This is a genomic window from Niameybacter massiliensis, from assembly GCF_001282685.1.
Lineage (GTDB): Bacteria > Bacillota > Clostridia > Lachnospirales > Cellulosilyticaceae > Holtiella > Holtiella tumoricola.
In genome coordinates, this window is record NZ_LN875035.1 from 3003097 (window position 1) to 3029722 (window position 26626).

Here is a 26626-nt window from a genome sequence, read left to right on the forward strand (position 1 = left end):
CACCTCAACCAATCAAATTCCATTTGTATCCCATACGACGAATAGTAATAATCCTTTTAGGGTTGCTTGGGTCATCCTCAATTTTCTTGCGCAATCTACGAATGTATACAGTTAGTGTATTACTATCTACATAGTTTTCATTGCAATCCCATAACTGCCCTAAAATTTGTTCTGCTGAAAATACTCTTCCGGGATTCTCCATAAATAAGCACAGCAACTTATATTCTCCTGTGGTTAATTCAATCAGTTGATTATTTTTATAAACTTCACTTTTTAGAAGCTTTACTTTTATGTTATTTGAATTCAATTCTGCTTCTGTCTGGGCAAAATTATTACTTCTACGAAGCAATGCATTTATTCTGGACATAAACACAGCTAGCTTAAAGGGCTTTGTAATGTAATCGTCTCCGCCTAAATCAAGTCCCATTATAATATCAGTTTCTTCATCAGCCGCTGTTAGGAATATAATGGGCACCTTTGAGGTCTGTCGAATTTTTTTACATATATCAAAACCACTGCCGTCCGGCAAGGAAACATCTAAAATTACTAAATCGTATTTGCCATCTAACCACATAGTATCAACTTCGTAACTAGTACGAGCAATGTCCAATTCATAGCCCTGTTTTTTTATAGAAAAAGTCAGTCCATTAATTAAACTCAAATCATCCTCAACTAAAAATATCCTTTTCATTTACTTTTATCATCCTTTAATTTATTGAGTTTGTACTCATATTAGTAGTTTACTCTACATCTCTCAGAATCACCTAGAATGTCTTATTTTTAAGTTCTAAGCATATTACATGCAATAATAATTGATTTTCATTATACCCCTTTACTCTAATAAAATAGTATCAACAGAATTATATTAAAAATTAATAGAATAGCTATTGAACTTTACTTCAGTATACTATACTCGCACTGAAACATTAGGATTTTTTTCATCCTGCCACTTCCTTACACTAATTCATGACTTAATCAAATTAATATTTCCTTATGTAATATGTTCTTATGAATATAATTTACTAAAGCAAAATACTTATAAAACTGTCATTCGCTATATCTCAATGAGTGTCCTCCATTTGACGCCCTAAAGATGACGACTGCTTGGAAAAAGGTGCTATTACTCATCACTAATTGTAATTTACCGTTATCTCCTTATTAAAGCAAAAAGCCCTACAACCCTTGATAACCAAGTAATTGTAAGGCTTTATTCATTGCACCTGATAGGATTCAAACCTATCACATACGGTTTATTAAACCGCTAAATTATTATTTACTTTCAAGATATTTAAGAAGCATTGTTCCAATACCTACGTTATAGCCTGCAATTGCCATACTTGCAATCATAGGTTTATTCATAACAAAGGCAAGAGGGAATTTCTTATCTAAGATATCAAAGTCTTCGTATAAGTATACGAGGTCTTCTTTCTTATAGCCTACATAGACTTGAATAAATGGCAGTGCTTGTAATGTTTTTTGTAACGTTGGATTCTCTAAATCCTCTGTTTCTTCTACTACAAGGACAACATTTGGTTTTTGTTCTAAGTACTGCTCTTTTGCTTTAATCATTTCATTGAGAAGATGTTCTGTTGGCTCTGCACCTGCATCAAGGAAGGCTACAATATTTCTTGTGTCTTCTATCACTTCTGAAAGCTCACATATATCTCCATTTGTATTCATGAAGTTTGTTTCTTTTACTACGATTTCTTTTTGATGTGCGCTATTTACTTCTGCAAGCTTCACACCTAATTCTACTGTTTCATTTTCTTTAATTGCTACATAATAAAGGTTAGCATGTACTGTACCTGATGCTTCTCTATTGACAGTGATTACACGGTACTCACCTGCTTCAACAAGATAGCTCATTTTGCCCTCAGCCCAGTCACCTGTCTCTAACCAAAGTGTACGGTAAACACCATTTACATAGCGCCCTACTGTATAAGTCTTCATATATTCATGAACAGTTTCATCTTCAGCTTTTAAAGTAAGTGTGCTATTTTTAACGACTTCTTCTTGTTGTACGCCTACTTCAATTTCTACCCAAGTTCCATCTTGGAAGTAGCTCATATTACCATTTTCTTTGTTTAATCTTGCTGGGATACCAAGTGTTCTACAAATCGCTACAAATAGAATCTTTTTAGATGCTACGTGTCCAAGTCTTACTTTCATAACACCTACAGGTAGTGCACATAAGTAACCATTTTGAGCACTTGTAGCTGTTGCAATATATTCATCTACAAAGTCATAAATACTTCTTGGATTTTGTTTAAAGCTTGCAACTTGTGCCCCGTCAAAGAATACTTCTAGTCCTTGACGGTAAGGTGTGATCTTTTCTGTTGCAATACGTGGTGCTAAGATCCCTTTTACAAATACTGTTTCTTCAAAGTTATCTTTGAACTGCATTGCATGTTGTAAGTGTGCTTTTAAAGTTTCACAGCTTGTATCTGAAAGATCTTTTGTATTCATTGTATCAAGCATCTTCACTTTATAAGCGAGAAGGTCTTTTGTTGCTTCATCTGTAAAGAATGCTTGAATCTCTTCATAATTACCACGTGCAGATTCTAGGTGTTTAGCTACACCTTCTTCAAATGGTGCAAAATCCTTTGCCCATTCACGTGCTTTATCACCTAAGAAGAATGTCCCTGCAAAGGCATTTCTTATACTTTGTGCCTCTTGATGGCGTGCTTCATGACGTTTTTTAGTTTCTTCGTCAATGGCATTCTCATCTGGAGATGCACCTTTTGGTGGTACAAGTGTAATCGTTTCTACAAGTCCTGGTGTACGTTCTTTATCTGTAAGAACAATAGTTAAATGATCTTCTAAACGTACATCGATTTGGTCATACGTTGCAATGCCATCTTTATGTACATAGATTAATAGATCTCCAAATCCTGTTGTAAACTTGGCTTGACCTAATGCATTTGTTTCAAGCTCTGTAAGAGGGAAAAGTTCTCCGTAGTTGACTACTTCAAATCTTACTTTTGCACCTTCTACTGGATTGCCTGCTGGATCATTAACTGTAATCGTAATTTCTTTTGTTGCTGCATAACGATCTAGAGTATTGACTTCTGTTGCACTGTCTGTTTGACGTGTAATCAGTTCATTTTCTACCGTTGTTGCAAATACTTTGCTACCTATAAGCATCCCACGAGATGCTGAAAGTTGGAACCAACCTGAATCAAGTGTCGCTTCTGGCTCACAAGCACCTAAGAAATGCCACTCACCGTCTGTCCATACTTCTACCCATGCATGGTTATCATCACAGTGTGCCCATCTTGGTGTGTAAGCTTGTCTTGCAGGAATCCCTACACTTCTAAAGGCTGCTACGCCAAGTACAGATTCTTCTCCACATCTTCCATATGCATTACGGATAGTTGTAAGTGGATCTGTTGTTCTTGAATCTGTTGTTTGATATGTTGCTTTTTCAAAGCACCAATAGTTGATAATAAGTGCTGCTTCTTGCATGCTCTTACCTTCAATTCTTGGGTAAAGCTCTTCAAAGAAATCATCTTTATAAAACTCAATGTACTCATTACTCATACGGTATTGAAGGACATAGTTTAAGAATAACCCACCTGTAAGTTTATCTCCCCAAGGTACTATTTGACGTACTTTAAGCGCTTGTCTTACAAACTTAAGGAAAAGTGCACCATCATGGTTTGCAAGGTCTTGTTCTGGCATGAATGCATAAAGGTATTTTAAGCAAATAGCTTCATCTTCATTACACTCAGTAAGTACCCCAAAAAGCTCCTCTTCTCTATGTTTAGCTGCTTCCCTTACAGCTACGAAGCGTTCTTCAATAATCTGTCTGTGTTCATTACTTACTAACATAATACGCCTACTTTCTAGTTCAACATTTTGTTGTTATTTATCTCTTCTATTATAAACAATTTAGTTATGAGTAACAACTGCTCCTGATCCACCATACATATCAATTTCATCTTCTAATTCAACTTTTATAACTGTAATATGTTCATGTGCATCTTCTGGTGAAATATTGATCCAAGTTGTACCTGGAATATTGAACCAAGGCACACCACCGTGTACGACATGCGTTAATTCCTTACCTGTATGAAGGACAGTGATACGTTTGATAGGTGTTGATAAACCTTTTAAGCATAAGCTTTCTTGTGGTGTATCATGTACAAATAAATAAACTGTTTTCTTATCTTTAGAAAGGGTACTTCCTCCAGCCCAGTAACGAAGCATAATGCCTTCATTTGTACCAAATACAGCTTCTTCATTTTCTTTAATCCATTTACCAAGACCTAATAAAATTTCTTCTTGTTGTGGTGGAATTGTACCGTCTTCCATTGGCCCAATATCAAGAAGCATATTCCCTCCCATACTGATACAGTCTACAAACATTCTAAGAATTTGTTTAAGTGTTTTGTAGTGTGTATCACGTGGTTGATACCCCCATGAACGGTTAATGGTTGTACAGAATTCCCATGGACCGTCTGGACGTGTGATTGGTATACCTTGTTCTGGTGTTTTGTAATCTCCATGTCCTGCAAAGCGTGAGTTAATAATAATATCTTTGTTGAAGCTTTGTAGGTAAGTTTTGAACTCTGGTAAGCCCCATTGCTCAGCACTTCTTTCCCAGTCCCCATCAAACCAAAGTAGATCAACTGGACCATAGTTTGTAAGAAGTTCTCCTAATTGATTACAGTTGAATTGAATAAAGTTTTGCCATCTTGCTTCATCTTGTACACCATCTGTTGGACTTGTATATTTGTTCACTGTACTTAAGTCTTCTGGTACTCTGCCCCCTTCATATACACTTGCATAGTCTGGATGAGACCAGTCAATAAGTGAGAAGTATACACCTGTTCTAATACCTCTTTTTTGGATAGCTGCATTAAACTCTTTGACAATATCTCTTTTGGCTGGTGAGCGTTTTACTACACTTAAATCACTATACTGTGTATCAAACATAGCTACACCATCATGGTGCTTAGATGTAAGTACTGCATAACGTGCACCTGCTTTTTCAATAAGCTCTGCCCATTTATCTGCATCAAAGTTCTTTGCTGTAAAGCCATTTAACTGATCTAAGTATTCTTCGTGTGAAAGTCTACCGTGATAGAATGACCAAGATTCTGATACCCCTTTTACTGCATAAATTCCATAATGAATAAAAATTCCAAGCTTCGCTTCGCTAAACCATTGTTGCATTGTTCTATCTCCTTTTTCTATCTATTAATCTATTAATCTATTATTTTATTTTCTCTGGTAAATACATAGAAGGGGTAAGGCATTTCTGCCTCACCCTATTAGCCTTCTATTTCTTTTCTCATAACACCTGTTAAGGTTCTTGTTGTATCTGTACAATATTCCCAGTACATAATACCACCTAAATTTTGCGATTTCATATAAGCAACCTTATGATGAATAGATTCTGGATCATCATAAGAAATGAATGTATTCCCATTAAATAAGTATGGTGCTTTTGCTACATCATCCCAATGTCTCACAAATCCATTTTTATTGATATACTCTTCTACTAGCTTACAGTAACCTGGTCCATATGTACCTACAGTCTCTGCCATTTGTAAATAACCATGGTCAACATCTGGTACACCTCTCCACATTCTGCTATAGAAAGCTACACCAATCACTATTTTTTCTGCTGGCACACCAGCTGCCATAAAGTCATCTACTGCTTCCTTTGTACTAAAGTCGAAAAGGTCTAATTCTGAAGGATATAAGTTGGTATGATGCCCTGTTAAAGTTTGGAATCCACCTCTTAGGTCATAGGTCATAAGCTGTACATAATCTAAGTACTTAATTGCTTCTCCCATCTCCACACCTTTTAAGTAGTACTTCCCACCACCCGCTGCAATGGTAAGCATATACCCTTTATTCTCTTCATCAAAAGCTTCTCTCATCTCTTTTAGAAGTAGAGTAAAGTTTTGTTTATCTTCTCTACAACCTTTAATCCCTGCTACTGTGTAAGATGGATACTCCCAGTCTAGGTCTATACCATCTAAGTTATATTTCTTTATCCAATAAAGTGCGCTCTTAGCTACAGACTTTCTACCTTCTTCAGTAGCTGCTGCTTCTGAGAAACCACCTGCACTCCATCCACCTATAGATAAAATAAATTTGAGTGTTGGATTAAGCACTTTTAATCTCTCCATTTGTTCCACCACGTCAAAAACATTCCATTCTATAGCACTATTTATAATATGTCCAAAGGCAATATTAATAATATCTAAATTTCTTGCATCATCATCTGTTACCGTCTTTAGATCTTGCGTATGAACATATCCTATTAATCTATGTTTGTTTAAACTCACTGTCTTCTTCCCCCGTTGTTCCTATTTCTAGCATCAATTATTGTGCCTCATAAATGCCAACAAATTTAAGTGTTGGATAAATTCTAGATGCTGTAATACGTACTTCTACAACATCTGTATTTACTGTATCAAACTTACAAATACGTTTTGAGCCTACTACAGTTTTTCCATAAACTTTTTCCATCTCATTAGCTTTTTTAACCCAGATTTCGAAGTTTTCAATACGTTGACTTTCTGTAAGCTCTTCTTGTAATACAACATGATTGATAACATAAGCTTGATCAAGCTCAAAGCGTAAAGTAACACTTTCTTCGTTTTGTGCTGACTTAAAGTAGCCTCTATCTTCTGTTAAAACATGAGTTACATCATATGCGTTTTCATATGCAGTATCTGTTGTGACTTTCGCTTTTGGTGCAACATTTGAAGCAAAAGCTTCCTTAATATATGTACCTAGTTCTTCTAAACGTTTTGCATCATTTTCATGTACTAAACCTCTTGTATCAACTGGAATATTGAGAAGTAAAGAGGCATTTCCACCTACAGAATTGTAGTAAATTTCTAATAAAGTTTCTAAGCTTCTTACTTTGTCATCTTCGTGTTGATGATAGAACCAACCTTGACGGATAGATGTATCCACTTCTGATGGATACCATACAAATTCTTTTTCGTCTTTTAGAACTTCTAAGCTACCTAGATCTTGATCTAAGAAAGAAACTGGTCTTTCTCTAAAGGCTTCATTATCTTCTTGTTGTGAATGCTCTGCTGTATAAGCAGGATCTGTTAAACGTTTTGGTACCACGTTCCATTCAGACTCTCTACAATGTCCAGCTTCATTTCCACACCATCTAATATCTGGTCCTGAAATATTGATAACTGCGTCTGGTTGAAGTTCTCTGATACATGCGTAGTATCTTTCCCAATTGTAAATTTGTTTTTTACCATTTGGTCCTTCTCCACAAGCACCATCAAACCATACACTAAAGATTGGTCCATAGTTTGTAAGAAGTTCTGTAAGTTGATTGATGAAGTAGTCATCGTATTTTTCTGAGTCACCATATACTGGGCTGTTTTGATCCCATGGTGATAAATAGACTCCAAACTTCATGTCGTATTTTTTACAAGACTCTGCAAGTTCTTTTACAAGGTCCCCTTTGCCATCTTTGTATGGGCTATTTTTGATACTAAACTCTGTATATGCACTTGGCCATAAGCAGAAGCCATCATGGTGTTTGCATGTAAGAAGAATGGCTTTCATCCCTGCTGCTTTAATAGTTTGTACCCATTGATCTGTATCTAATTCTGTAGGGTTAAATCTAGCTGGATTTTCTTGCCCATTCCCCCACTCACGATCATAAAAAGTATTAATCCCAAAATGAATAAAAGCATAGAACTCTAACTCATGCCAAGCAAGTTGTCTTTTAGAAGGGACAGTACTTACTAATCTTTCTACTAACGTATTTTGTGACATTTACTTACCTCCTAGAATATGTGTCCTTTCTATTTTACTATGTTTTTGATAAAAAAACAGTAAAATTAATTATATTTTTTATTATTTTTTGTCTGTTTTTTTATTGACACTCAATTTTTATACTATTATAATTTATACAATCTAGCATTATATAATTTATACAATAAAAATTACATTAAGGAGATTACATTAGATGTTATCTACAATTTTACTTTCTTCTTTAGAAAAAGTTTTTCCTCAAGAACAACCTATTTCTACTCTTGTATCACAACCTTCTATCTTCAAAAACGAAACTTTCAACTTCCAAGTTGCTTATCAAAGCACAGACCATGCTTGGCTTTGGAGAGGCCCTGTTACTGTTTCTATTGAGTCACCCCTTAAAGAATATATTAGCGTTACATCTGTAGGCTTAGTACCTTCAAACTATCCTGCACCTCCAGATGCAGAGGAAGAATTCTTTACAAAGATGCCTTGTTTACTTCCTGATGTACTTGAGCCACTAGATAATAATTGTATTAAGATTATTCCAAATCATTGGAAAAGCTTATGGATTGAAGTTACAAGCACAAATACGCTTCCTGCTGGTACTCATCCTATTACAATCCTCTTCCAAGATGCTTCTGGTGCTGAAGTAGCAAGAGAAACACTTAACTTAGAAATCATTGACGGACTTCTTCCTAAACAAACCCTTATTCATACAGAATGGTTCCATACAGACTGTATTGCTAACTTCTATCATGTAGATGTCTTCTCTGAAAAGTATTGGGAGCTTGTTGAAGCTTATATGCAAACAGCTGCTACTCATGGTATCAACATGATTCTTACACCACTCTTTACACCACCTTTAGATACTGAAATCGGTGGTGAACGTCTTACAGTTCAACTTGTTGACGTAACTGCAGACAATGATACATATAGCTTTAACTTTGATAAATTAGGTCGTTGGATTGAAACTGCTAAAAGAGTGGGTATTGAGTACTTTGAGATGTCTCATCTTTTCACTCAATGGGGTGCATTTGCTATACCTAAGATTATGGCAAATGTAAATGGTGAACTTACTCAAATTTTTGGTTGGGATACTTTAGCAAAAGACCCTGCTTATAAAACTTTCTTAGATACATTTTTACCACAACTTTTACAATACCTTGAAAGCTACGGATTAAAAGATAAATGTTACTTCCATATTTCAGATGAACCAAGCTTAGAGCACTTAGAATCTTACAAATTTGCACTTAGCTTAGTAGAAAAACACCTAGAAGGCTATCCAATTATTGATGCACTTTCTAACTTAGAGTTCTATCAAACAGGAGCACTTAAATTACCGATTCCTGCAAATGATCATATTCATCCATTTATAGAGGCTGGTGTACCTAACCTTTGGACTTACTACTGCTGTGGCCAAGTTCACCAAGTAAGTAACCGTTTTATGGCACTTCCTAGCTTCCGTAACCGTATTATTGGATTACAACTCTTTAAATATGATATTGTTGGCTTCTTACACTGGGGTTATAACTTCTACAATACACAATACTCTAAAAAGGCTATTGATCCTTACAAAATAACAGATGCTGGTTCTGCTTTTGCTTCTGGAGACTCCTTCTTAGTATATCCAGGTGAAAATGGACCTGTTGGTTCTATTCGTCTTAAAGTATTTACAGAAGCATTATATGACTTACGTGCAATGCAGCTTCTTGCATCACTTACTTCAAAAGAACATGTATTAGAACTTATGGAAGGTAGCCTTGATACACCTATTACTTTCTCAAACTATCCACATGATGCAAATTACTTATTAAACTTTAGAGATGTCATTAATAACGAAATTAAAAAGCATTTATAAATAAATCTAATTTACTTTAAAGGAGCTTAATCATGAAAACTCAACTTAATATCGGTCTTATTGGTGCCGGTGCACGTGGTATGGGCCTTTTACATGGTGTTATTTTACATATGGAAGATATTAATATCGTTGCTGTATGCGATACTTATGCTGACCGTGCTGAAGGTGCTGCTAACGCAGTGAATGCTTCACGTGGTACAACACCTGTTGCTACAACTGACTACAAAGAAATCTTAGCAATGCCAGAAGTAGATGCTATTGTCATCTCAAGTGCTTGGACTGGACATATTCAAATTGCTATAGAAGCTATGGAAGCTGGAAAATATGTAGGTATGGAAGTAGGCGGTGCTTACTCTGTAGAGGAATGTTGGGATCTTGTAAAAGCTTATGAAAGAACAGGTGTACCATGTATGATGCTTGAAAACTGCTGCTATGGTCGTGAAGAGCTTATGGTACTTAACATGGTTAAAAAAGGAATCTTTGGTGAAGTAGTTCATTGCCAAGGTGGATATCAACATGACCTTAGAGAAGAAATTGGATATGGGAAAGAAAACAGACATTATCGTCTCGTAAACTACTCAAACCGTAACTGCGAAAACTACCCTACTCACGAAATTGGGCCTATCGCTAAAGTGCTTGATATCAACCGTGGAAACCGTATGCTTTCATTAACTTCTATGTCCTCTAAAGCACGTGGTATGCACGAGTATATTGCACAGCATAAATCTGATGATGAAACACTTATGAATAGACACTTCACTCAAGGTGATGTGGTAACAACATCTATCAAGTGTGCTCATGGTGAAACAATCATTATCACTTTAGATACCACTCTTCCTCGTGCTTACTCTAGAGGATTCAGAGTACAAGGTACAAAAGCAATGTTCCTAGAAGATAACATGACTTTATTCCTAGATGGAGAACATAATCAATATGACTTCAAATGGAATGAACAATGGGGTAACGTTGAAAAGTATAGAGAACAATATGATCACCCACTTTGGAAACAATTTTTAACTGAGGGTGTACAAGGCGGTCATGGTGGCATGGATTGGCTCGTTCTTAAAGCCTTCTTTGAATGTGCTAAAGCAGGTAGTGAAGTACCTATCGATGCCTATGATACGGCTGCTTGGATGTGTATTGGTGCATTATCTGAACAATCTATTGCCATGGGTAGTATGCCTGTTGCAATCCCAGACTTTACAAATGGAAAATGGATGCATCGCCAAGAAGAGACTGCAAGCAAATACTGCTTAAGTCGTGTATGCGATGAACTTTACAAATAAACAATAAAAAAAGAGACCGTTTATAAAACGGCCTCTTTTTTTATCAGTATTCTAATGCTTATTGTCTTGGATTTTACCTTCAATTTTTTTGTTATTAACATGTTTTTCATTTAAACGCTTATAAGTATCTTCTCTTAGAAGAGTATAGATAACTGAGCACATTGGCACCATAACAAGCATACCTAATACCCCAAACATATTCCCCCCTATTGTAACAGCAATTAATACCCATATTCCAGGAAGCCCTATTGAACCGCCTACTACACGTGGATAAATGAAATTTCCTTCAACTTGTTGGAGGATAAGGAATAGGATGATAAACCATACAGCCTGTACTGGTGATGTTACAAGGATAAGGAATACCCCTATAAAGCATCCTAAAAAAGCACCAAAGATAGGAATTAAAGCTGTAAATCCTATTGTTACTGAAATCATTAAAGCATAAGGGAATCCTGTTAAAGACATGGTTATAAAAAATAGAACACCTATAATCACAGCTTCTAAACATTGTCCCGTAAAGAAATTACTAAAAGCTTTATTCGCAATTGCTATAATACGTAATACCTCGTCTACTCTACGCTCTTTTCCATATGCATAGAATACCTTTCTCACTTGCATTGCTAGCTTTTCCTTTTGTAATAAAACATAAATAGCTAAAACAAGCCCTAGTACAAAGGTAAATACACCACTAAAAGTAGCTGATATTGCACTAAAGGTTGATCCCGCAAAAGCTGCTGCTCCATGTTGGACCCATTCTAAGATTTTCTTACCTATTTCTGCCCAATCAATAGAAACCGTAATTTGATTTGCTAAATCTGGGAAATGTTCTAATAAATTATTAAGTATATTTTGTACTTGTATAACAAATCCTGGAACACTATCTTTGATAATTAAAATAGTACGTATAAGCTCTGGTACAATAATAACCATAACAAGAATAACAATAGATACCATTAATACCATAGATAATACTAAGCTTATTGGTCGTTTAATTTTCTTTACAGTTTCTGTTTGTTTTCTAAAAAACGTTTTTTCTATGGCCCTCATTGGGATGTTGATTAAAAAGGCAATTGCAAGCCCTAGTATTATAGGTGCAAATAAACTTATACCATTATTAATCCAAGACATGACTTCTATATTATTTTGTAATGCCCAATAGAATATAATAATTGCTATAATACCAAAAAATATTTTTTTTAAGTTTTCTTTTTTTATTTCCATTCTTTAGTCTTCTTTCTATTGATTTTATATTACTCTACATTAGAGGTTATTACTTTGTATAACCCCTCTTACTCCCCATGTGTTTTGACTCTTACATAGTTTCTTTATATACTTTTATGCTATTACTGTCAAGAAAATAGTTATTCTTATAAACACATTTATACTTTAAGATAAATAATTTAGTTAAAACTAGAACAAGCTCACCTAAAGTGAGCTTGTTCTAGTTTGCCTATTTATTGCTGAATAAATACTGTCTTACCTTCTTTATAAATACCACAACGTCCAATTTGCCCTAACCCTTTGACTGGCTCTGCTTTGCCATCTACTCGTGGATCTACATATTTATAGTACCATCCCTCTAGACGTGCAAAGAGTTCTTCTTTTTTGTCTTGATAATCTGGGTGATTTACAAGATTCACTTTTTCTCCTGGATCATTGACTAAATCATAAAGTTCATGTTCTCCATATGGATAACGGTGAATGTATTTCCATTCCTCAGTACGAATCATACGGGTTGGACCGTATTCATCCATAATAATAATTTCACCTTGATCTACTGGCTCTTCACTTTTTAGAATTGGTAAGAAACTTTTCCCAGGTAAAATAGACATATCAATATTATGGTCTACTTGTAAGTAGTCTAATAGTGTTGGTACAACATCATAATGACTTACAAGTTCTTTCTTCACTTGCCCAGCCTTAATCCCTTTTGGATATCTGATTAGCCCTGGTACCTTTACTGCACTGTCATACATATTAAGTGGGTATGTTCCATTACCCTTTCCGATAATCCCATGCTGACCTACACTCATACCATTATCTCCTGTAAAGAAAACAATGGTATCATCTGCTAGGCCTTGTGCGTCAAGATAGTCAAGAATATCTCCTATCCCCTTATCCATTGCAGATATGGCAGCATAGTAACCTTTTAAGCAGAATTCTTTTACTTTTTTCATCTGCTCTTTTGTATGTCCTTTATATCCACTCCATGGATGGCCTTCTTCATCTTCTACTGATTCACATGGACAATTTTCATACATACTGTAAAATTCTTCTGGATGTTCATGTCTATCAAAAGGCGCATGAGGCGCTGTATAATGTACACTTAAATAAAATGGTTCGTCTTTACCTTTTTGCATATGTAAAAAATCTAAAGCTTTATCTGTAATGTGGTCTGTTAAATATTTACCTTCTGGCAAGATATCAAACTTCCCATCTACTAGTACTGCAGAATTATAATAATGGTCTCCACCAAGTGCTATGGTTTGCCAATAGCTAAACCCTGCTTGTGCATGTCCACTATCTCCTAAATGCCATTTCCCACTTAAGCCACAAGTATAACCTTCCTTAGCTAATACTTCTGTAAAACAAGTATGCCCTTCTAAATAGTTGACCCCACGGTCACCCTTTAGCTGCTGTGTAATCCATCCAAACTTTGGTTCAACTTGTTCTTTGTACATCTCCTTTAAAAGTCCTTCACTAGCGTCTGATTCATTAGCATGGCCTTTACTAATCCAGTCATGTACACCATGTTGTGATGGAATCTTACCTGTAAAGAATGAAGCTCTTGCTGGAGAGCAAACTGGTGATGCACAAAAGAAGTTTTCAAATCTTACACCTTCATAGGCAATACGGTCCAAGTTTGGTGTTTTAAGTTCTTTGTTTCCTGCACATCCTAAAGACCAATGTCCATGGTCATCTGAAATAATAACAACGATATTAGGCTTCTTCATCTTAAATCCCTCTCTTCTCTCTTCTTTACTAGATTTTTTATTTAAACTATCTTAAAATACTATGCATACCTGCTTCTAAGTGCTGTGTTTTATCCCATCCTTCAATATGTACTGTACAAGGTCCATTTATAGAGATAACGATTTCTTCTACTAGATCTTCACTAGGAGTAATAAACATCCCCTCAGCTGTTTGAGCTACTTTGCAGTTATAGTTTAAGAGTTCCTCTTGATCTTGGTGAACATAAGCTTTTGTAAGCGCTACTTCCTCTAAACATTTAAAATGCTCATGTACATCATTATCACAAGCACCACCTTTATAATGCCCCTCTTGTTCTCCACGATTTGGAAAAGCATAGCAATGGGTTACTTGTTCTTGGTCACACTTCCACCAATCTGATACCATAGAGATATATTCTTCTCCCACTACTTTAGATACTAGCTTACCTTGTCCTGGTACTTGTTCATTGGGTACAAAGATTTGTGCTTCCACATAAGGGTCCACAATGAAAGCCCATCTTAACTCTCCTGTTTCAATATCAATTACTTGCATACTTGCCCCTAATGTATCCATTGTATCTTTAAGATACGCCTTGTCTCCTGTTAGACGATATAAGTAATAGGTTGCATAAGTCTTCCATGATGTCCATCCATGTGGACTTGTCATCATATTTTGTGGAATCATAACATCATACATGGTTTCCCAGAATCTAAGAGTTGCACCACGCATACGACAATCTGGTATTTGTTGTAGTTCTAAGCACTTATGTTTTTCTAACATATAGCGGGCTACTTCTTCATACCCAGCTCTCGCTTCTAAGTCTTCTTGCATCAAGGCAAAAAGTCCTAGTTGTAAACTACTACAAGAAATCATACCATCTTCAAAAGTCATCTCACCTTCTGTTTGAATATCATCTCTAGAATCTCGTAGTTCATCTATTGCACGCTTAATGCTTATATAATGTTTATCTGCTAGGTTTTGCCAGTAATCTTCTTTTATTTGTCTTTCTACTTGGTAAAGTTCTATAAGGCTCTTAGCAATATAGATAACACAAGTATAATGCACCCCATACCCGCATCGGTAAGCACCATCTGCACTTTGATACTTCATAACGTGTTCTGCCAGTCTTGCTCCACGTTCTAAGTACATTATATTTTGAGTAGCCTCATAAGCATCTGCTAAAAGGCTAATCATCAGTGCCGTATTTTGAATACGTCCTGGCTCTGCTGTACCTACTGGCACCATTTGCTCCATATCATGCATTACTCTAAAGACTTCTTCAAACTTCTCTTCTAATTGTTTGTCTAACGTTGCATCTGTTTGATACTTTCTAGCTAAGAAACTAGAAAAGAAGCCATACCATCCTTCTGTATGTGTTCCTGCTTTTTGTTCATACTTCAGTGTGGCTTTACGTGCTTCATAGAGATAATAAGACCATGGTTTTCTTACATAAATAAGTGCTTCACTTACTTTATCATTATAAGAAGCAACCACTTGCCATACACCGTATTCATTAAGTGCTTCCATCTGTTCTTTTGTATAGATTTTCCCTGAAGGAGATGTATAGGTTACTTCTCCCTTACAACTTATAGAAGGCTTTTCACCATATTCGTAAGTGTACTTATCCATAGTTGGTAACGCTGCTTGTGTATAGGCTTCTACAACTGGTTTAATCTCTGCTTCACTCTCTACCAACTTAAGGAGGACTTCAAAAACTTTGGTCTCTCTTGGTTCAAGGTGGTCTAAATCTTGTGGGTGACGTTTAGGTAGTGGCCCTTTATTCAAGAGGTCTAAGCTCATTGTATAAATACGATGTCCTGTATCTGTTGTAGAACCGCCATAATCTGCACGACTATAACAATGATGCCATGATGCGACTGGACCTTTTGTGGCAATAGCTACTACTTTGCCTGCTGGTGTACGCATATATCCCCAAGTATGAGTCTTTTCTGTACGTAACATAGTACAGAAGAATTTATCATTCCACTCTGGGTAGCCTACCATATAAGTATCTATGCCTAGTCTCAGCTCACACTTTTTAGGTGCAAAGATTTCTTCTCCTTTATTCATCAGAGCAACTTTTATTTCTACCCCTTCATTTTCTTCTACATAACTTAGTTCTACGTCCACCTTACCATATTGCCCTACAAACTTATCATCACTTACTTTATTTACAATAATATAGGTTGGCTCAGATTCTTTTTGATGAGGCCATATGAGAAGCGCTGGCCCTCTATACCCATCTTCTCTAAATTGAATGGTTGTATCTTTCCAAGTAATGCTTTGGAGTATCCCATTTGCTGTTAATTTAATCATTTCACTCACTATCCTCCATGTGCTTTTACCCTTCGTAGTGTTTAAAAAATTAATCTTTTAATTACTCAAAATAAGTATTCACTTAAAAATAAATGTCTTGAATATGTTTAATAATTTCTTTCAAATTGCCTTGTGGCTCAGTTGGATAAGTATTATGACCTACTGTCCATGTTTGTTCCAACTTATACCAGTCAATCTCTTCTAACGTTGTATTTGATTCAAGTGCTTCTTCTAATGCCTTAAAGTAAAGTGCCCATCTTTTTGCATAGAAATCTTTTGTGAGCCCGCCCCATTGACGATGAGAATAATCACGTAAAAGTACCGATCCTTTCTCATTAGCCCATAGAGTAATAATGGTTCTAGCATTCCATTCTAAATAATCTTTTTCTTTCTCTGTCCCACCTAATGCTCTTGCCTGCTCTAGATAAGTTCCCAGTAAAAAGTCTGGATGAGCACTTAGTAATTCATCCATCTTCACTACCATCTCTAAAAATGTTTGACTTTCTCTTTTAAAGGTTTCAAGTTCTTTATTTTGATAAGCTTGAGCCCATTTTTCATATTGAAATCTTCCAATATCGGATAAAGCTTGTCTTGTCACATCTACAATATCATATAAGTAACCTTCTGAATCCTTCAATATTTCATAGTCTACAAACAAGTACTTGCTTGCCTTAACCATAGCTTGTTGGTCATAGTAATAAGACTTAGGCCCCCAAGTTGAAACGTTCTCAATATCTAATCTTGGTCTGCCACAAAAGATACTTTCTACGCCACCTTCTTGCCTTCTTGTACAATTGTAGATACTTTCTCTTAAAACTTTCCAAGCTGCTTTACTAGCCTCTGATGCCTTACCATATCTTCTTAAAATATAGTTTTCTATCCACTCTTCTAGTACAACCTTCTCTTGGTTCCAGCTGGTATCTAAAAGTAAATCCCATACTACCGGATTATTATCGATCCCTTCCATGGTCATGCCTACACCGAGCATCTTACCTGCTTCTTCATTATGATAGGCCTCAATATGACCATTAGCAGTAGCTTGCAAGTTACCATAGAGACCATTTTTACCTCCAAAGTTACCAAGTACGCACCATAACCATGGTATGCCTTTATAAGCTTTTCTCTCTTGCCATGTTGGGTTTGCTTCGCACCATAGGTCTAAAATGAGAGTATGAGTTGGATCTAATGCCTCTACTGTTACATCATCTGGGTTGCCACCCCAGCCCTGAATAATCCAAATTGCTTGTGGGTCATGTTGTAACATTTTATCTTGAATCATCTTGATACAGTGTCCTACATCTAATCCGTCTCTATTGCCTCCTTCATGGAACGGGTCAGTACAGTAAAACGGACTCTCTACACCAAAGATTTCTTGTTGTTTAGCATAGAAAATATCTGCTACTTTATCAAACATAGGCGTACCTGGAATGAGTAAATCTGGTCTATTTAAATCACACCAAAAACCTTGTTGCAATGTATTTACATCTTCATAACGTTCTTTGAAATTTCTAGGAATCATTCCACTATATCCTTGCATAGCAGGTATAATCCCAAGTTCTTCCATACGTGTATGAATTTTCTTAGCTAATGCTACACGTCTTTCGAACCATTCATCTGTATAATCACTTCCCCAGCCTTCAATATTTTGCATCCATTGCCATGGCAAGAAGGCTGGACCACATATAAATGCTTTAGCTTCTTCATTACTATAACCAAGTTCTATCAGTGTTTGTCTCCAAACTTCCTCATGTCCTACTAAGCTCAGTGCTAGATTGATACCATTTAGAGCCATCCAATCCAGTTCCTTTTCCCATCTATCCCAGTCCCAAAAAGCCATGGAATAGCCATATGTACAGTAATTCATATAGTACTTATAGGTATAAGGTGTTTGCTTGTAAATCGTTTCTTGTAAAGTTGGCCATTCCCCTTCAATCTTCTTTTGACACCCACACCAAGTTAAATTGATCTTTAAATAATGCTTTAAATACCAATGTACTCCCGATGCAGCTGCTAATGCTGTTGAAGCTATGACCACTATTTTATTATCCTTACTACTTAGCTCAAAGTAATCTGTTTGTGTTTTTCTATCTTCTAGTCTTATCACAAATTGCTCTGCTGCACTTTCTCCTAGAACACGACTTACCAAGCCATCAATAACTTGCATGTATTTACCTCCTCTAGCTTTATCCAACAATGGTATGTACTTTAGTTTGATCTTCTGTTTGCTTAATGAGTGTCACTCTACCATAAACATCTTGCCCTTCTACAACAAAAAGACGTCTATAAGTCTCGTCATGTTTAATAACAAGGGTATATTTTTCATTTTCATAAGTAATTCTAATTGCCTCTAGATGCTGCCCATTTGGTACTTCTTTACCCTCTGTATAAACAGGAACATATTCTACTTGCTCTCTACTTTCCTTATGAACATCTCCTAAAATCATAACGGTTATAATACTTCCACTTCCCTTATGCTTTAATGTGGTCTGAAGGACTTGTTGAGCTTGAAGTTGATTATACGTCTTGGAGGTTATCCCCTCTATTACTTTTTTATCTATTGGCTGTAAATGATATAAGTTTGCCTTTACATTATTTCCTTTGAAGGTAACTGCTTCCCCAACTTCTAAATGACCCTCTCCAAAATGAAAATACTGTTCATAAGTATGCTCTTCTTTTGCAGTAAACTCATCGACTAATACAACAATATTGGGCTTAATCACAATTACTTTACGATTGATAAATACAGGATCATCTAGATCCATATATCCTAGATGTGCTCCTTCTACATAATCATAAAGTTCATGATTCACAAACTCTCTTTGTACATGAGGTGCTACTTTACCATAGCCCCATGTATCAATAATTTTAGTAAATGGGACGCCATCTACCACAACTGTATTGTGTGCTGTCGCACTTTTTAAGCTATAGCGTTCTTTAGAGTCTGTATAAGTATAACGTCCTTGATCCTTTAAGACATCTTCTCCTAAATAAGCCACATCTACATGAAGTAAATCTACATGCCCATGTCCTCCACCTAGATTGCCACACTTAAAATGAACATAAATACCGTCTTCATCCCAAGTATGACGCATACAATAGTTGCCACTTTCTCTTAAAGCTTTTGAACAAATTTCTGGATAATAGCTTTCTAGGTTGTCATATACCTTTACACCTTGCATACCTATATCCCAAATACTTTCAAAATCTACCTTTTCATAGCCTAATGCTTTATAAATAGGATTTTCATATAAGTAAGCACCTCTTACCAATATATCCCTTAAATCCATAGCATCACTATCTCCATTTGCTAATTGGATATGATTTGGCTTAGTCATATAAATATGTGCTTCTAGCATTTTATTAACTACTTGATGATAATGAGGGGCTAATGTAATCCCATTGTTTTTTGCACATATCCCTACATCTACAAGTGCTCTTAAAACTTCGTTGTGATAAAGCTGTGATTGTTCCCAGTGCAATCCATCATCTAGAACTTGGAGCTGTACTGCTTTATAAAGACGTTCTTTGGCTACTTGAACATAATGGTCATTCCCCAGAAATACACCAGCTACAAATAGTCCATGATTTTCTATAACACCCCAGTTACTCAATCTTCTAAAGTCATCATTGTGAGCTAAAATATGCTCACAATGATGTTTTAAACTTTCTTTTAAAGCAATAGTAACTTCCTCATTCCACTGTAGGCTTGTGCTAAAAATCTCATAAGCTTTTATCCAATTCTCACAGCGTAATCCTGTCTCTATTGTACGCCAAGTAGTATATTGACTTTGATCTGTCAAAGGTTGATGTTCTATCCAATGCATCAAAAGTCTAATACCTTCACTGACGTACTCTTCTTTTTCTGTTAGAGCATAAGCTTGTGCTAGTGAAACAAAGTAACGATGGCGATTCATAGCATACATCCACTCTGGATCTCCAAAAGGTACTAAATCCCATCCTATATTATCTCCTTCAAAGGTTACAGCGTCATAAGTTCTCTCCATTTCCCACTTGCTTTCAAACAAGAATCTATGACCAAGTACATCTTTTGCAACTTTCAAAGCTAAGATACTTTCCTCTTCACAGTACATCTTACAATAACTTACAATTTCTTCTAAACCTTCTCCAATATATGTTTGCATACCCCACCTCTTATTGCTTCATATGTGTAGTTTGTTTTTGAGCCATAACTAAGTTGTAGTAAATACCTTTTTTCTCTAATAATTCTTCATGTGTTCCCATTTCAGCAAATGTTCCTTTATCAATAACAAGAAGTCTATTTGCCTTTTGCAAAGTAGAAAGCCTATGAGCTATAGCAAAGGTTGTTTTACCTTGCTTAAGTCTTTCTAATGCTTCTTGAATTTTTTTTTCTGTCTCTGTATCTAGTGCTGAAGTTGCCTCATCTAAAATTAAAATCTTTGGATTATGAAGTACAGCTCTAGCAATAGCAACGCGTTGTCTTTCTCCACCTGATAGAGTATGGCCTTTTTCACCAATTACTGTATGGTAAGCATCTGGTAACTTAACAATGAACTCATGTGCATTGGCAACTTTAGCTGCTTCTATAATTTCATCAAGTGTTGCATCTGGTTTAGCATAACGGAGATTATCTATAATCGTTCCTTCAAAGAGGAATGTCTCTTGAAGTACAACACCAATCTGACTTCTTAGAGCCTGTGTCGAGTAACTTCTAATATCTATCCCATCAATTGTAATCTTCCCATCTGCTACATCATACAAGCGCATTAATAAGTTAATAAGCGTTGACTTACCTGCTCCTGAATGCCCTACAATCCCTATCATTTCTCCTGCCTTAACTTCAAATGATACATCTTTGAGTACTGGTTCATAAACTTTGTAACCAAAACTTACATCTTGGAAAACTACATCTCCTATAATTTCCTTTTTAATAGGTTCATCAATCTCTTCCATCTCACATTCTTCATCTAGAAGTTCAAAGACTTTCCCTGCACTTACAAATACATCTGCAAATACCCTCGGAAGTTGAATTGCCCATCTTAAAGGTACATAAATCATAGTAATATAAGTTGTATACTGAATCAGTTGCCCCAGTTGCATTTTCCCACCTAATACTAAGTAACCACCCATCCATAGAACTAAAAACTCTCCAAGTCCCATTAAGTATCCTATGTAAGGATAAAACTTAGACCAAAGTGTCTCTGCATTAATCATGGCATCTTTAACTTGGTCTACATTTTCCGTATATTTCTTAATTTCAATTTCTTCATTTCCGTAGGCTTTTACAACACGAATACCACTTAAAATATCATGAAGTGCACTACTTGCCTTTTCATGTTTACGCCATTGTTTCCAATATCTAAGTCCCATCTTATCCTGCATTTTTGTAACTGCATATAAAACAGGTGGAAGGGGTACTAATACCATAAGTGCTAAACGATAGTCCATCACAAAGAGTAAAATACTTAATACAATCAAGGAGAAGATACGATTAATGGCATCTCGTCCATAGTTTGATATAAACTCTTGTATTTTCTCTGTATCACTATTAATACGATTCATTAACTCCCCTGGTGTACGGTTAGATACCGTACTTAATGAAAGCTCTTGAATCTTTACAAATACTTGATTACGTAAATCTCTTGAAATACTATTTGAAAGAAGATTGGTCCACTTCATAACAAAGCGTTCAAACCAAGTAATGGTTGCAAATACAGTTAAATAAACAGCTAATAGAATCAAAAGATGTGGCACATTTTGATTCTTTGGTACAATATAATCATCAATGATGACACGTAATATGTACGGATTAACAATCCAAAGCACTTCCATTACAAGTGTTCCAAGTAAGGTATATAAAAAGACCTTCTTATAATCTTTACCAATTGCAAAAATCTTTCTCAGTACTTTTGTTTTACTTTGACATTTAAAACATGTCTTACTCCCATTTAAAAGTGGGAAACCACATTTCGGACAGATATATTCTTCTTGCTCTTCTTCATAAGTGCTGTGCTCACCTGTCTTGTGGTAATAATTGATAAGCTTCGCAAGTTCAACATAGCGCTTAAACCATTTCGGTTTAAAACCACAAATCATCTGTTCTTCTTCATCTATTTTTGCACTAAACAATCCACTTCCTACAAGTTGCTTTGCTTCACAATCTTGTAGTTTTTCTAATGGATAACTTGCTTCTAACACTTTATTTTTAAAAATATAAAATAGACTTTTAGTTATAACAACATTACCTTCCTCACTTTTGCCATCAAAACTCAGGTCAAAAGGAAGGGCATAGAGAATGTCCCCTTCTACTTCACGGCTTACCTCTATGGGAAGTTCAAATTTCAGTCTCATAGATTTTCTCCCTCTAAACTTATTAGATTATAAAAATACGTCTAACTTCTGTTTACTCAATTGGTCTAATGTATTGAAATCACTAATGCGATATTTATTTCCTTCTACATCTGTAATACTTAAAATCTTATTTTTAATTAAACGGATATTACTTACAAAGTCTGCAATACATACTTCTTTTTTTCCTGCTGTTGTATCAAGGTCTACATATAAGAAGCCCATCTTTTCTTTTACTTGATTTACTTTTGTGATTTCTGGCATGTAGTATTTGTAACTTAAGTAGTCTAAAAGCAAAGTACGTTCTTCTTCTCTTAAGTCATTGAGATCCTTTAAAATTGTAATTTCTTTATTCTCTTGATCTAACAATGCAATATATTTTTTCTCATATTGATAAGGAAACAGTCTTACAACATTGACTTTTTCATAAGTTTCCCCATCTTTTATAACCTTCAAAAATCCACTTGGCATCTTTTCTATTTGAATCATACGCTTATCTGTCCTTCTTCCATAAATTTGATTGCTTCTGCTTGAAGCTGGTATAAGTCATAATATTTACCTTTTTGTTCAATGAGTTCCTCATGTGTACCTTGTTCTAGAAGCTTCCCATCTTCTATAACTGCCAGTTGGTCTGCATCTCTTAAGGTTGAAAGTCTATGTGCAATGGCAATAATTGTACAGCCTTCTTTTAATTCATCAATTGCTTCTTGAATCTTTCTCTCTGTTTGCGTATCCATAGCTGAAGTCGCTTCATCTAAAATAAGTAGTGAAGGCTTCTGCAAGATTGCCCGGGCAATGGATAAACGTTGTCTTTCTCCACCAGATAATCCAACACCTCCTGCCCCAATAATGGTGTCATACGCATCTGGAAGCTTAATAATAAATTCATGAGCATAAGCTGCCTTAGCCGCTTCAATAACTTGATCCATAGTTGAATCTGGATTTGCATAACGGATATTATCTGCTATAGTTCCTACAAATAAATAGGTTTCTTGAGAAACAATACCTACATGTTTTCTTAAATCATGATTTTTAATCTCTTTAACATTTACACCATCTATTAAGATTTCACCATTTGTTGGATCGTAAAGACGTGAAATGAGATGGATAATAGTTGATTTACCAGCACCGGTCTTTCCTACAATCCCAAACATTTGACCTGCTTTTACACGAAGTGAAATATCTTTAATAATAGGACGACCTACTTCATACTCAAAACTTACTTCTTTAAGCTCTACGGATTCACGAATTTCTTCTAAAGGTACAGGATGTTCACTCTCTGTCACAGTTGGTACTGTATCAATAATCTCAAACATTCTAGATGCTGCATCCATACAGTTAGACCATCTATTCCCAATATTTGCAAAGAACATGACTGAGCTTTCAATCATCCCTGTATAGGAAAAGAGTATGTATAAGCTACCTAATGTTAAACTTCCAAAAATAATTGAAAATGCACCAATAGCTAATACTGCTACATTTGAAAATCTATAAATTAAACGTACCTTAGGCATCATATAAGCTGTGCGATCCCCTATTTGATAGCTTACATGATAAAACTCTTTATTCTTTTCATCATATCTTCTTACTTCTTCATGTTCCTTAGCAAAGGCTTTGACTACACGTTGCCCATTTAAGGATTCACTTACAACGGCTTGTGTTCCCTTAACAGCACGGTGTCTTCTGCGCCATAATTTTCTTTGTTTTTTTCTAAAGTTCTTTAGAATCATTGTAATCAAAATAACTGATCCAAACATAACAAGGGTAATCTCTACACTAATCCATAGCATAATACCAAGAAGCCCTACTATGGTTACAAAGCTTACAATCCCATAAGGCAATACATCTACGAAAAACCAATAAATGTTCATGGCATCATTTTCAACTCTTGTCATAAGAGACCCTGTTTGTTTACTAGAAAAGAATGCTACAGGCAATGTTTGCAACTTAGAAAAAATCTCTACTTTAATATCTCTTGTAATCTTTGGTGTAATATGTGCTAAAATGAGCCCATATACCATGGATAAAATAACACCAATCAATTTAACTAGTGCAATTAAGATAACAATCAATGTTACCTTTCCATACCAGCCTCCACCTTCTGTAAGTACCTCATCATATAAAAGGCGTGTACTAAAGTATGGTGCAATTAAGTTAAAGATAGTACTCAATGTAATCATAACCATAACAGTTATAAATTCTTTTTTGTAGTTAAGGTACTTTTTAAGTAACCTTTTAAAAGTTGTTTGCTTATCCATACAATTCGGACATACTTTACGCTCTTGATTTGGGTATCTTGTATGGCATAATGGACAGTGCGTTTGTATCTCTTCAAGTAACGTATCATCAATTGTTTCTTTATTTTTTGTTTTTAATAAGCGTTCTTTAAACTTGTCAAAGACGTCACTCATCCCTAGTGAGAATCTTACAAGAGGTCTTTCCCCCTCTTTTGTAGTCATAAGCAAAATAGCTGTTGTACTATAGCGATAAATACTTAAATCTTCTATTTTGTCTAATGGTATTTCTTCATAAGATTCCACTTCAAATTGTTCTACATCTATCTTTTCATAACCCTTTAAGATATACAGCTGATCTTTGTCAAAAGTAAGATGTACATCTATATAACAACCTTCTTCATCTAAGTCTGCCTTAGCACAGTAAAGTAAGCCCTCTTCCTTAACCCCTCTTTTTACAAAGGCTTCTTCTACATACCACGGCATGTCATAAAAATATTTCAAAGTCTTGCCCCCTTCTACCAATACGACTTCCAGTCTTTTAATAGTCTTACTATAGCTTCTACATAATAGTAATCTCCCCATACATTACACTCATCTACACCATTATCTTGTACCGTATTATAAGGAGATTGTTTTGCATAAGTTCCATGCAAAAGTTGCCCGTTAGAAATCTTAGTATCTTTTACTGAATAATTATCGATTAAAGATTTCAAGATTTTCTTTGCAATGGATTGATAATAAAGTGCTGCTTCTGGTTCTAGATACTTGCTCATTTCTAGCATACCGCATACAGCAATTGCTGCTGAAGATGAGTCTCTTGGCTCATTACTGCCATCTGTAAAGTCAAAATCCCAGTAAGGCACTAAATCTTCTGGCAAGTGTTCAATAAAGAAATCTGTTACCTTTCTAAAAAGTTCGATATAACTTTCATCTTTTATGTATTTGTAGCTTAGAGCTAGGCCATAAACGCCCCATGCTTGCCCTCTTGCCCAAGCTGATCCATTTCTATAGCCTTGCGCTGTAACCCCTTTTACGCCATCCCCTGTTTCAGGATCAAAGTAGTAGGTATGATAAGTTGAATGATCTTCTCTTACAATATGTTTAAGACAAGTTTGAATATGTTTTCTGGCAATCTCTTCATACTTTTTGTCTTCTGTTACCTCTGTTGCCCAATATAACAATGGCAAGTTAAGTAGACAATCAATAATGAGCCTGTAGTTATCTGGTGCACCAAGTGTTCCCCAAGCCTGAATGAATTCCCCTTTTTCATGGAATCTACTTATTAAATTATCTGCTGCAAGAAGCGCTGCCTGCTTTCCCTCTTCTGATCCCACTAACTTATAGGCTGCTACACAAGATAAAGAATATAAAAATCCCATATCGTGGTGATCTACACCTATACGTTTTTCTATTCTCTCAAGAAAACTTTCCACATGCTGAAGTGCTAAAACCTTAAATTTCTCTTCACCTGTCATTTCATAAGCTAACCAAAGTTCCCCGGTATAAAAACCTTCAGTCCAATCATAATTTCCTCCTCCTTCATAAAATCCATTATGACTTACACATTTTTTGAATTGTTTCCCTAGGCTACTCATAGCATTTTCCGTCTGTTTAATGCAGTGTGTAAGTGCTACTTGTAGTTCCATTTGTGAAACTTCCAAACTGTTTACTCCCATCTTTACTTTCTCCCATCTGTGTTTTTAGTATTTTTTTACTGTCATCATCTATGTAGGTCTACCATGTTGTTATAAAAATTTCACAAAAATAATTGTAAAATAAAATTTACAATGTACTTTTGTTTATATTATACTATAATTAACTAAAAAACATCTAGTTAAAGTTATTTTTTATGCAGTAAAAATCACTTAACTTTTTACTAATTTAACTTGACACACAGA

16 protein-coding genes are annotated in these 26626 nt (G+C 35.5%); 2 read left to right on the forward strand and 14 right to left on the reverse strand.

The features are described from left to right. Window positions 1–4 precede the first annotated feature (4 nt). From BN2390_RS19610 to BN2390_RS19630, 5 genes are all read right to left on the reverse strand, one after another. Window positions 5–691, reverse strand: coding sequence for a response regulator transcription factor (locus tag BN2390_RS19610; protein WP_053985987.1), 687 nt, complete (start codon window positions 689–691; stop codon window positions 5–7). Window positions 692–1269: 578 nt separating this feature from the next. Continuing rightward, entirely contained in the window at window positions 1270–3831 is a 2562-nt protein-coding gene (locus BN2390_RS19615) for a transglutaminase domain-containing protein (RefSeq protein WP_053985988.1), read from the reverse strand. Between the two features lie 60 nt (window positions 3832–3891). Next, complete coding sequence (locus BN2390_RS19620) at window positions 3892–5178, reverse strand: alpha-L-fucosidase (RefSeq protein WP_053985989.1); 1287 nt, start codon at window positions 5176–5178, stop codon at window positions 3892–3894. Window positions 5179–5276: 98 nt separating this feature from the next. Continuing rightward, window positions 5277–6302, reverse strand: a complete 1026-nt coding sequence (locus BN2390_RS19625) for a glycoside hydrolase family 18 protein (RefSeq protein ID WP_053985990.1) — start codon at window positions 6300–6302, stop codon at window positions 5277–5279. Between the two features lie 37 nt (window positions 6303–6339). Beyond that, entirely contained in the window at window positions 6340–7770 is a 1431-nt protein-coding gene (locus BN2390_RS19630; RefSeq protein ID WP_053985991.1) for an alpha-L-fucosidase, read from the reverse strand. 193 nt (window positions 7771–7963) lie between these two features. On the opposite strand from BN2390_RS19630, the gene BN2390_RS19635 reads away from it, so the two are divergent. Further along, window positions 7964–9610: a DUF4091 domain-containing protein gene (locus tag BN2390_RS19635; RefSeq protein ID WP_053985992.1), complete on the forward strand. Its 1647-nt coding sequence runs from the start codon at window positions 7964–7966 to the stop codon at window positions 9608–9610. Window positions 9611–9642: 32 nt separating this feature from the next. After that, on the forward strand, window positions 9643–10896 hold the full coding sequence (locus BN2390_RS19640; RefSeq protein WP_053985993.1) for a Gfo/Idh/MocA family protein: 1254 nt from the start codon (window positions 9643–9645) through the stop codon (window positions 10894–10896). Between the two features lie 51 nt (window positions 10897–10947). Here the strand turns inward: BN2390_RS19640 and BN2390_RS19645 are convergent, their stop codons facing one another. The 9 genes from BN2390_RS19645 to BN2390_RS19685 all read right to left on the reverse strand — a co-directional run bounded on the left by BN2390_RS19645 (window position 10948) and on the right by BN2390_RS19685 (window position 26404). Then, window positions 10948–12117 (reverse strand): AI-2E family transporter, encoded by a 1170-nt coding sequence (locus tag BN2390_RS19645; RefSeq protein ID WP_053985994.1) that lies wholly within the window; start codon window positions 12115–12117, stop codon window positions 10948–10950. A 233-nt stretch (window positions 12118–12350) separates the two neighbouring features. Further along, window positions 12351–13850, reverse strand: coding sequence for a sulfatase family protein (locus BN2390_RS19650; protein ID WP_053985995.1), 1500 nt, complete (start codon window positions 13848–13850; stop codon window positions 12351–12353). 46 nt (window positions 13851–13896) lie between these two features. Then, a complete protein-coding gene (locus tag BN2390_RS19655; RefSeq protein ID WP_053985996.1) occupies window positions 13897–16164 on the reverse strand; it encodes a hypothetical protein in 2268 nt (755 codons plus the stop codon). 82 nt (window positions 16165–16246) lie between these two features. Further along, window positions 16247–18328 (reverse strand): alpha-N-acetylglucosaminidase, encoded by a 2082-nt coding sequence (locus BN2390_RS19660; RefSeq protein ID WP_053985997.1) that lies wholly within the window; start codon window positions 18326–18328, stop codon window positions 16247–16249. 19 nt (window positions 18329–18347) lie between these two features. Beyond that, the gene (locus BN2390_RS19665; RefSeq protein WP_053985998.1) at window positions 18348–20306 is read right to left on the reverse strand and encodes an alginate lyase family protein; all 1959 of its coding nucleotides are present in this window, start codon (window positions 20304–20306) and stop codon (window positions 18348–18350) included. 10 nt (window positions 20307–20316) lie between these two features. Further along, window positions 20317–22494, reverse strand: a complete 2178-nt coding sequence (locus BN2390_RS19670; RefSeq protein ID WP_053985999.1) for an ABC transporter transmembrane domain-containing protein — start codon at window positions 22492–22494, stop codon at window positions 20317–20319. 27 nt (window positions 22495–22521) lie between these two features. Continuing rightward, window positions 22522–22980 (reverse strand): DUF1854 domain-containing protein, encoded by a 459-nt coding sequence (locus BN2390_RS19675; protein ID WP_053986000.1) that lies wholly within the window; start codon window positions 22978–22980, stop codon window positions 22522–22524. Continuing rightward, window positions 22977–25229 (reverse strand): ABC transporter ATP-binding protein, encoded by a 2253-nt coding sequence (locus BN2390_RS19680; protein ID WP_053986001.1) that lies wholly within the window; start codon window positions 25227–25229, stop codon window positions 22977–22979. Before BN2390_RS19680 ends, BN2390_RS19675 begins: the two co-directional genes overlap by 4 nt. Before the next feature lie 14 nt (window positions 25230–25243). Next, complete coding sequence (locus tag BN2390_RS19685) at window positions 25244–26404, reverse strand: glycoside hydrolase family 88 protein (protein ID WP_053986002.1); 1161 nt, start codon at window positions 26402–26404, stop codon at window positions 25244–25246. Between the last annotated feature and the right edge of the window lie 222 nt (window positions 26405–26626).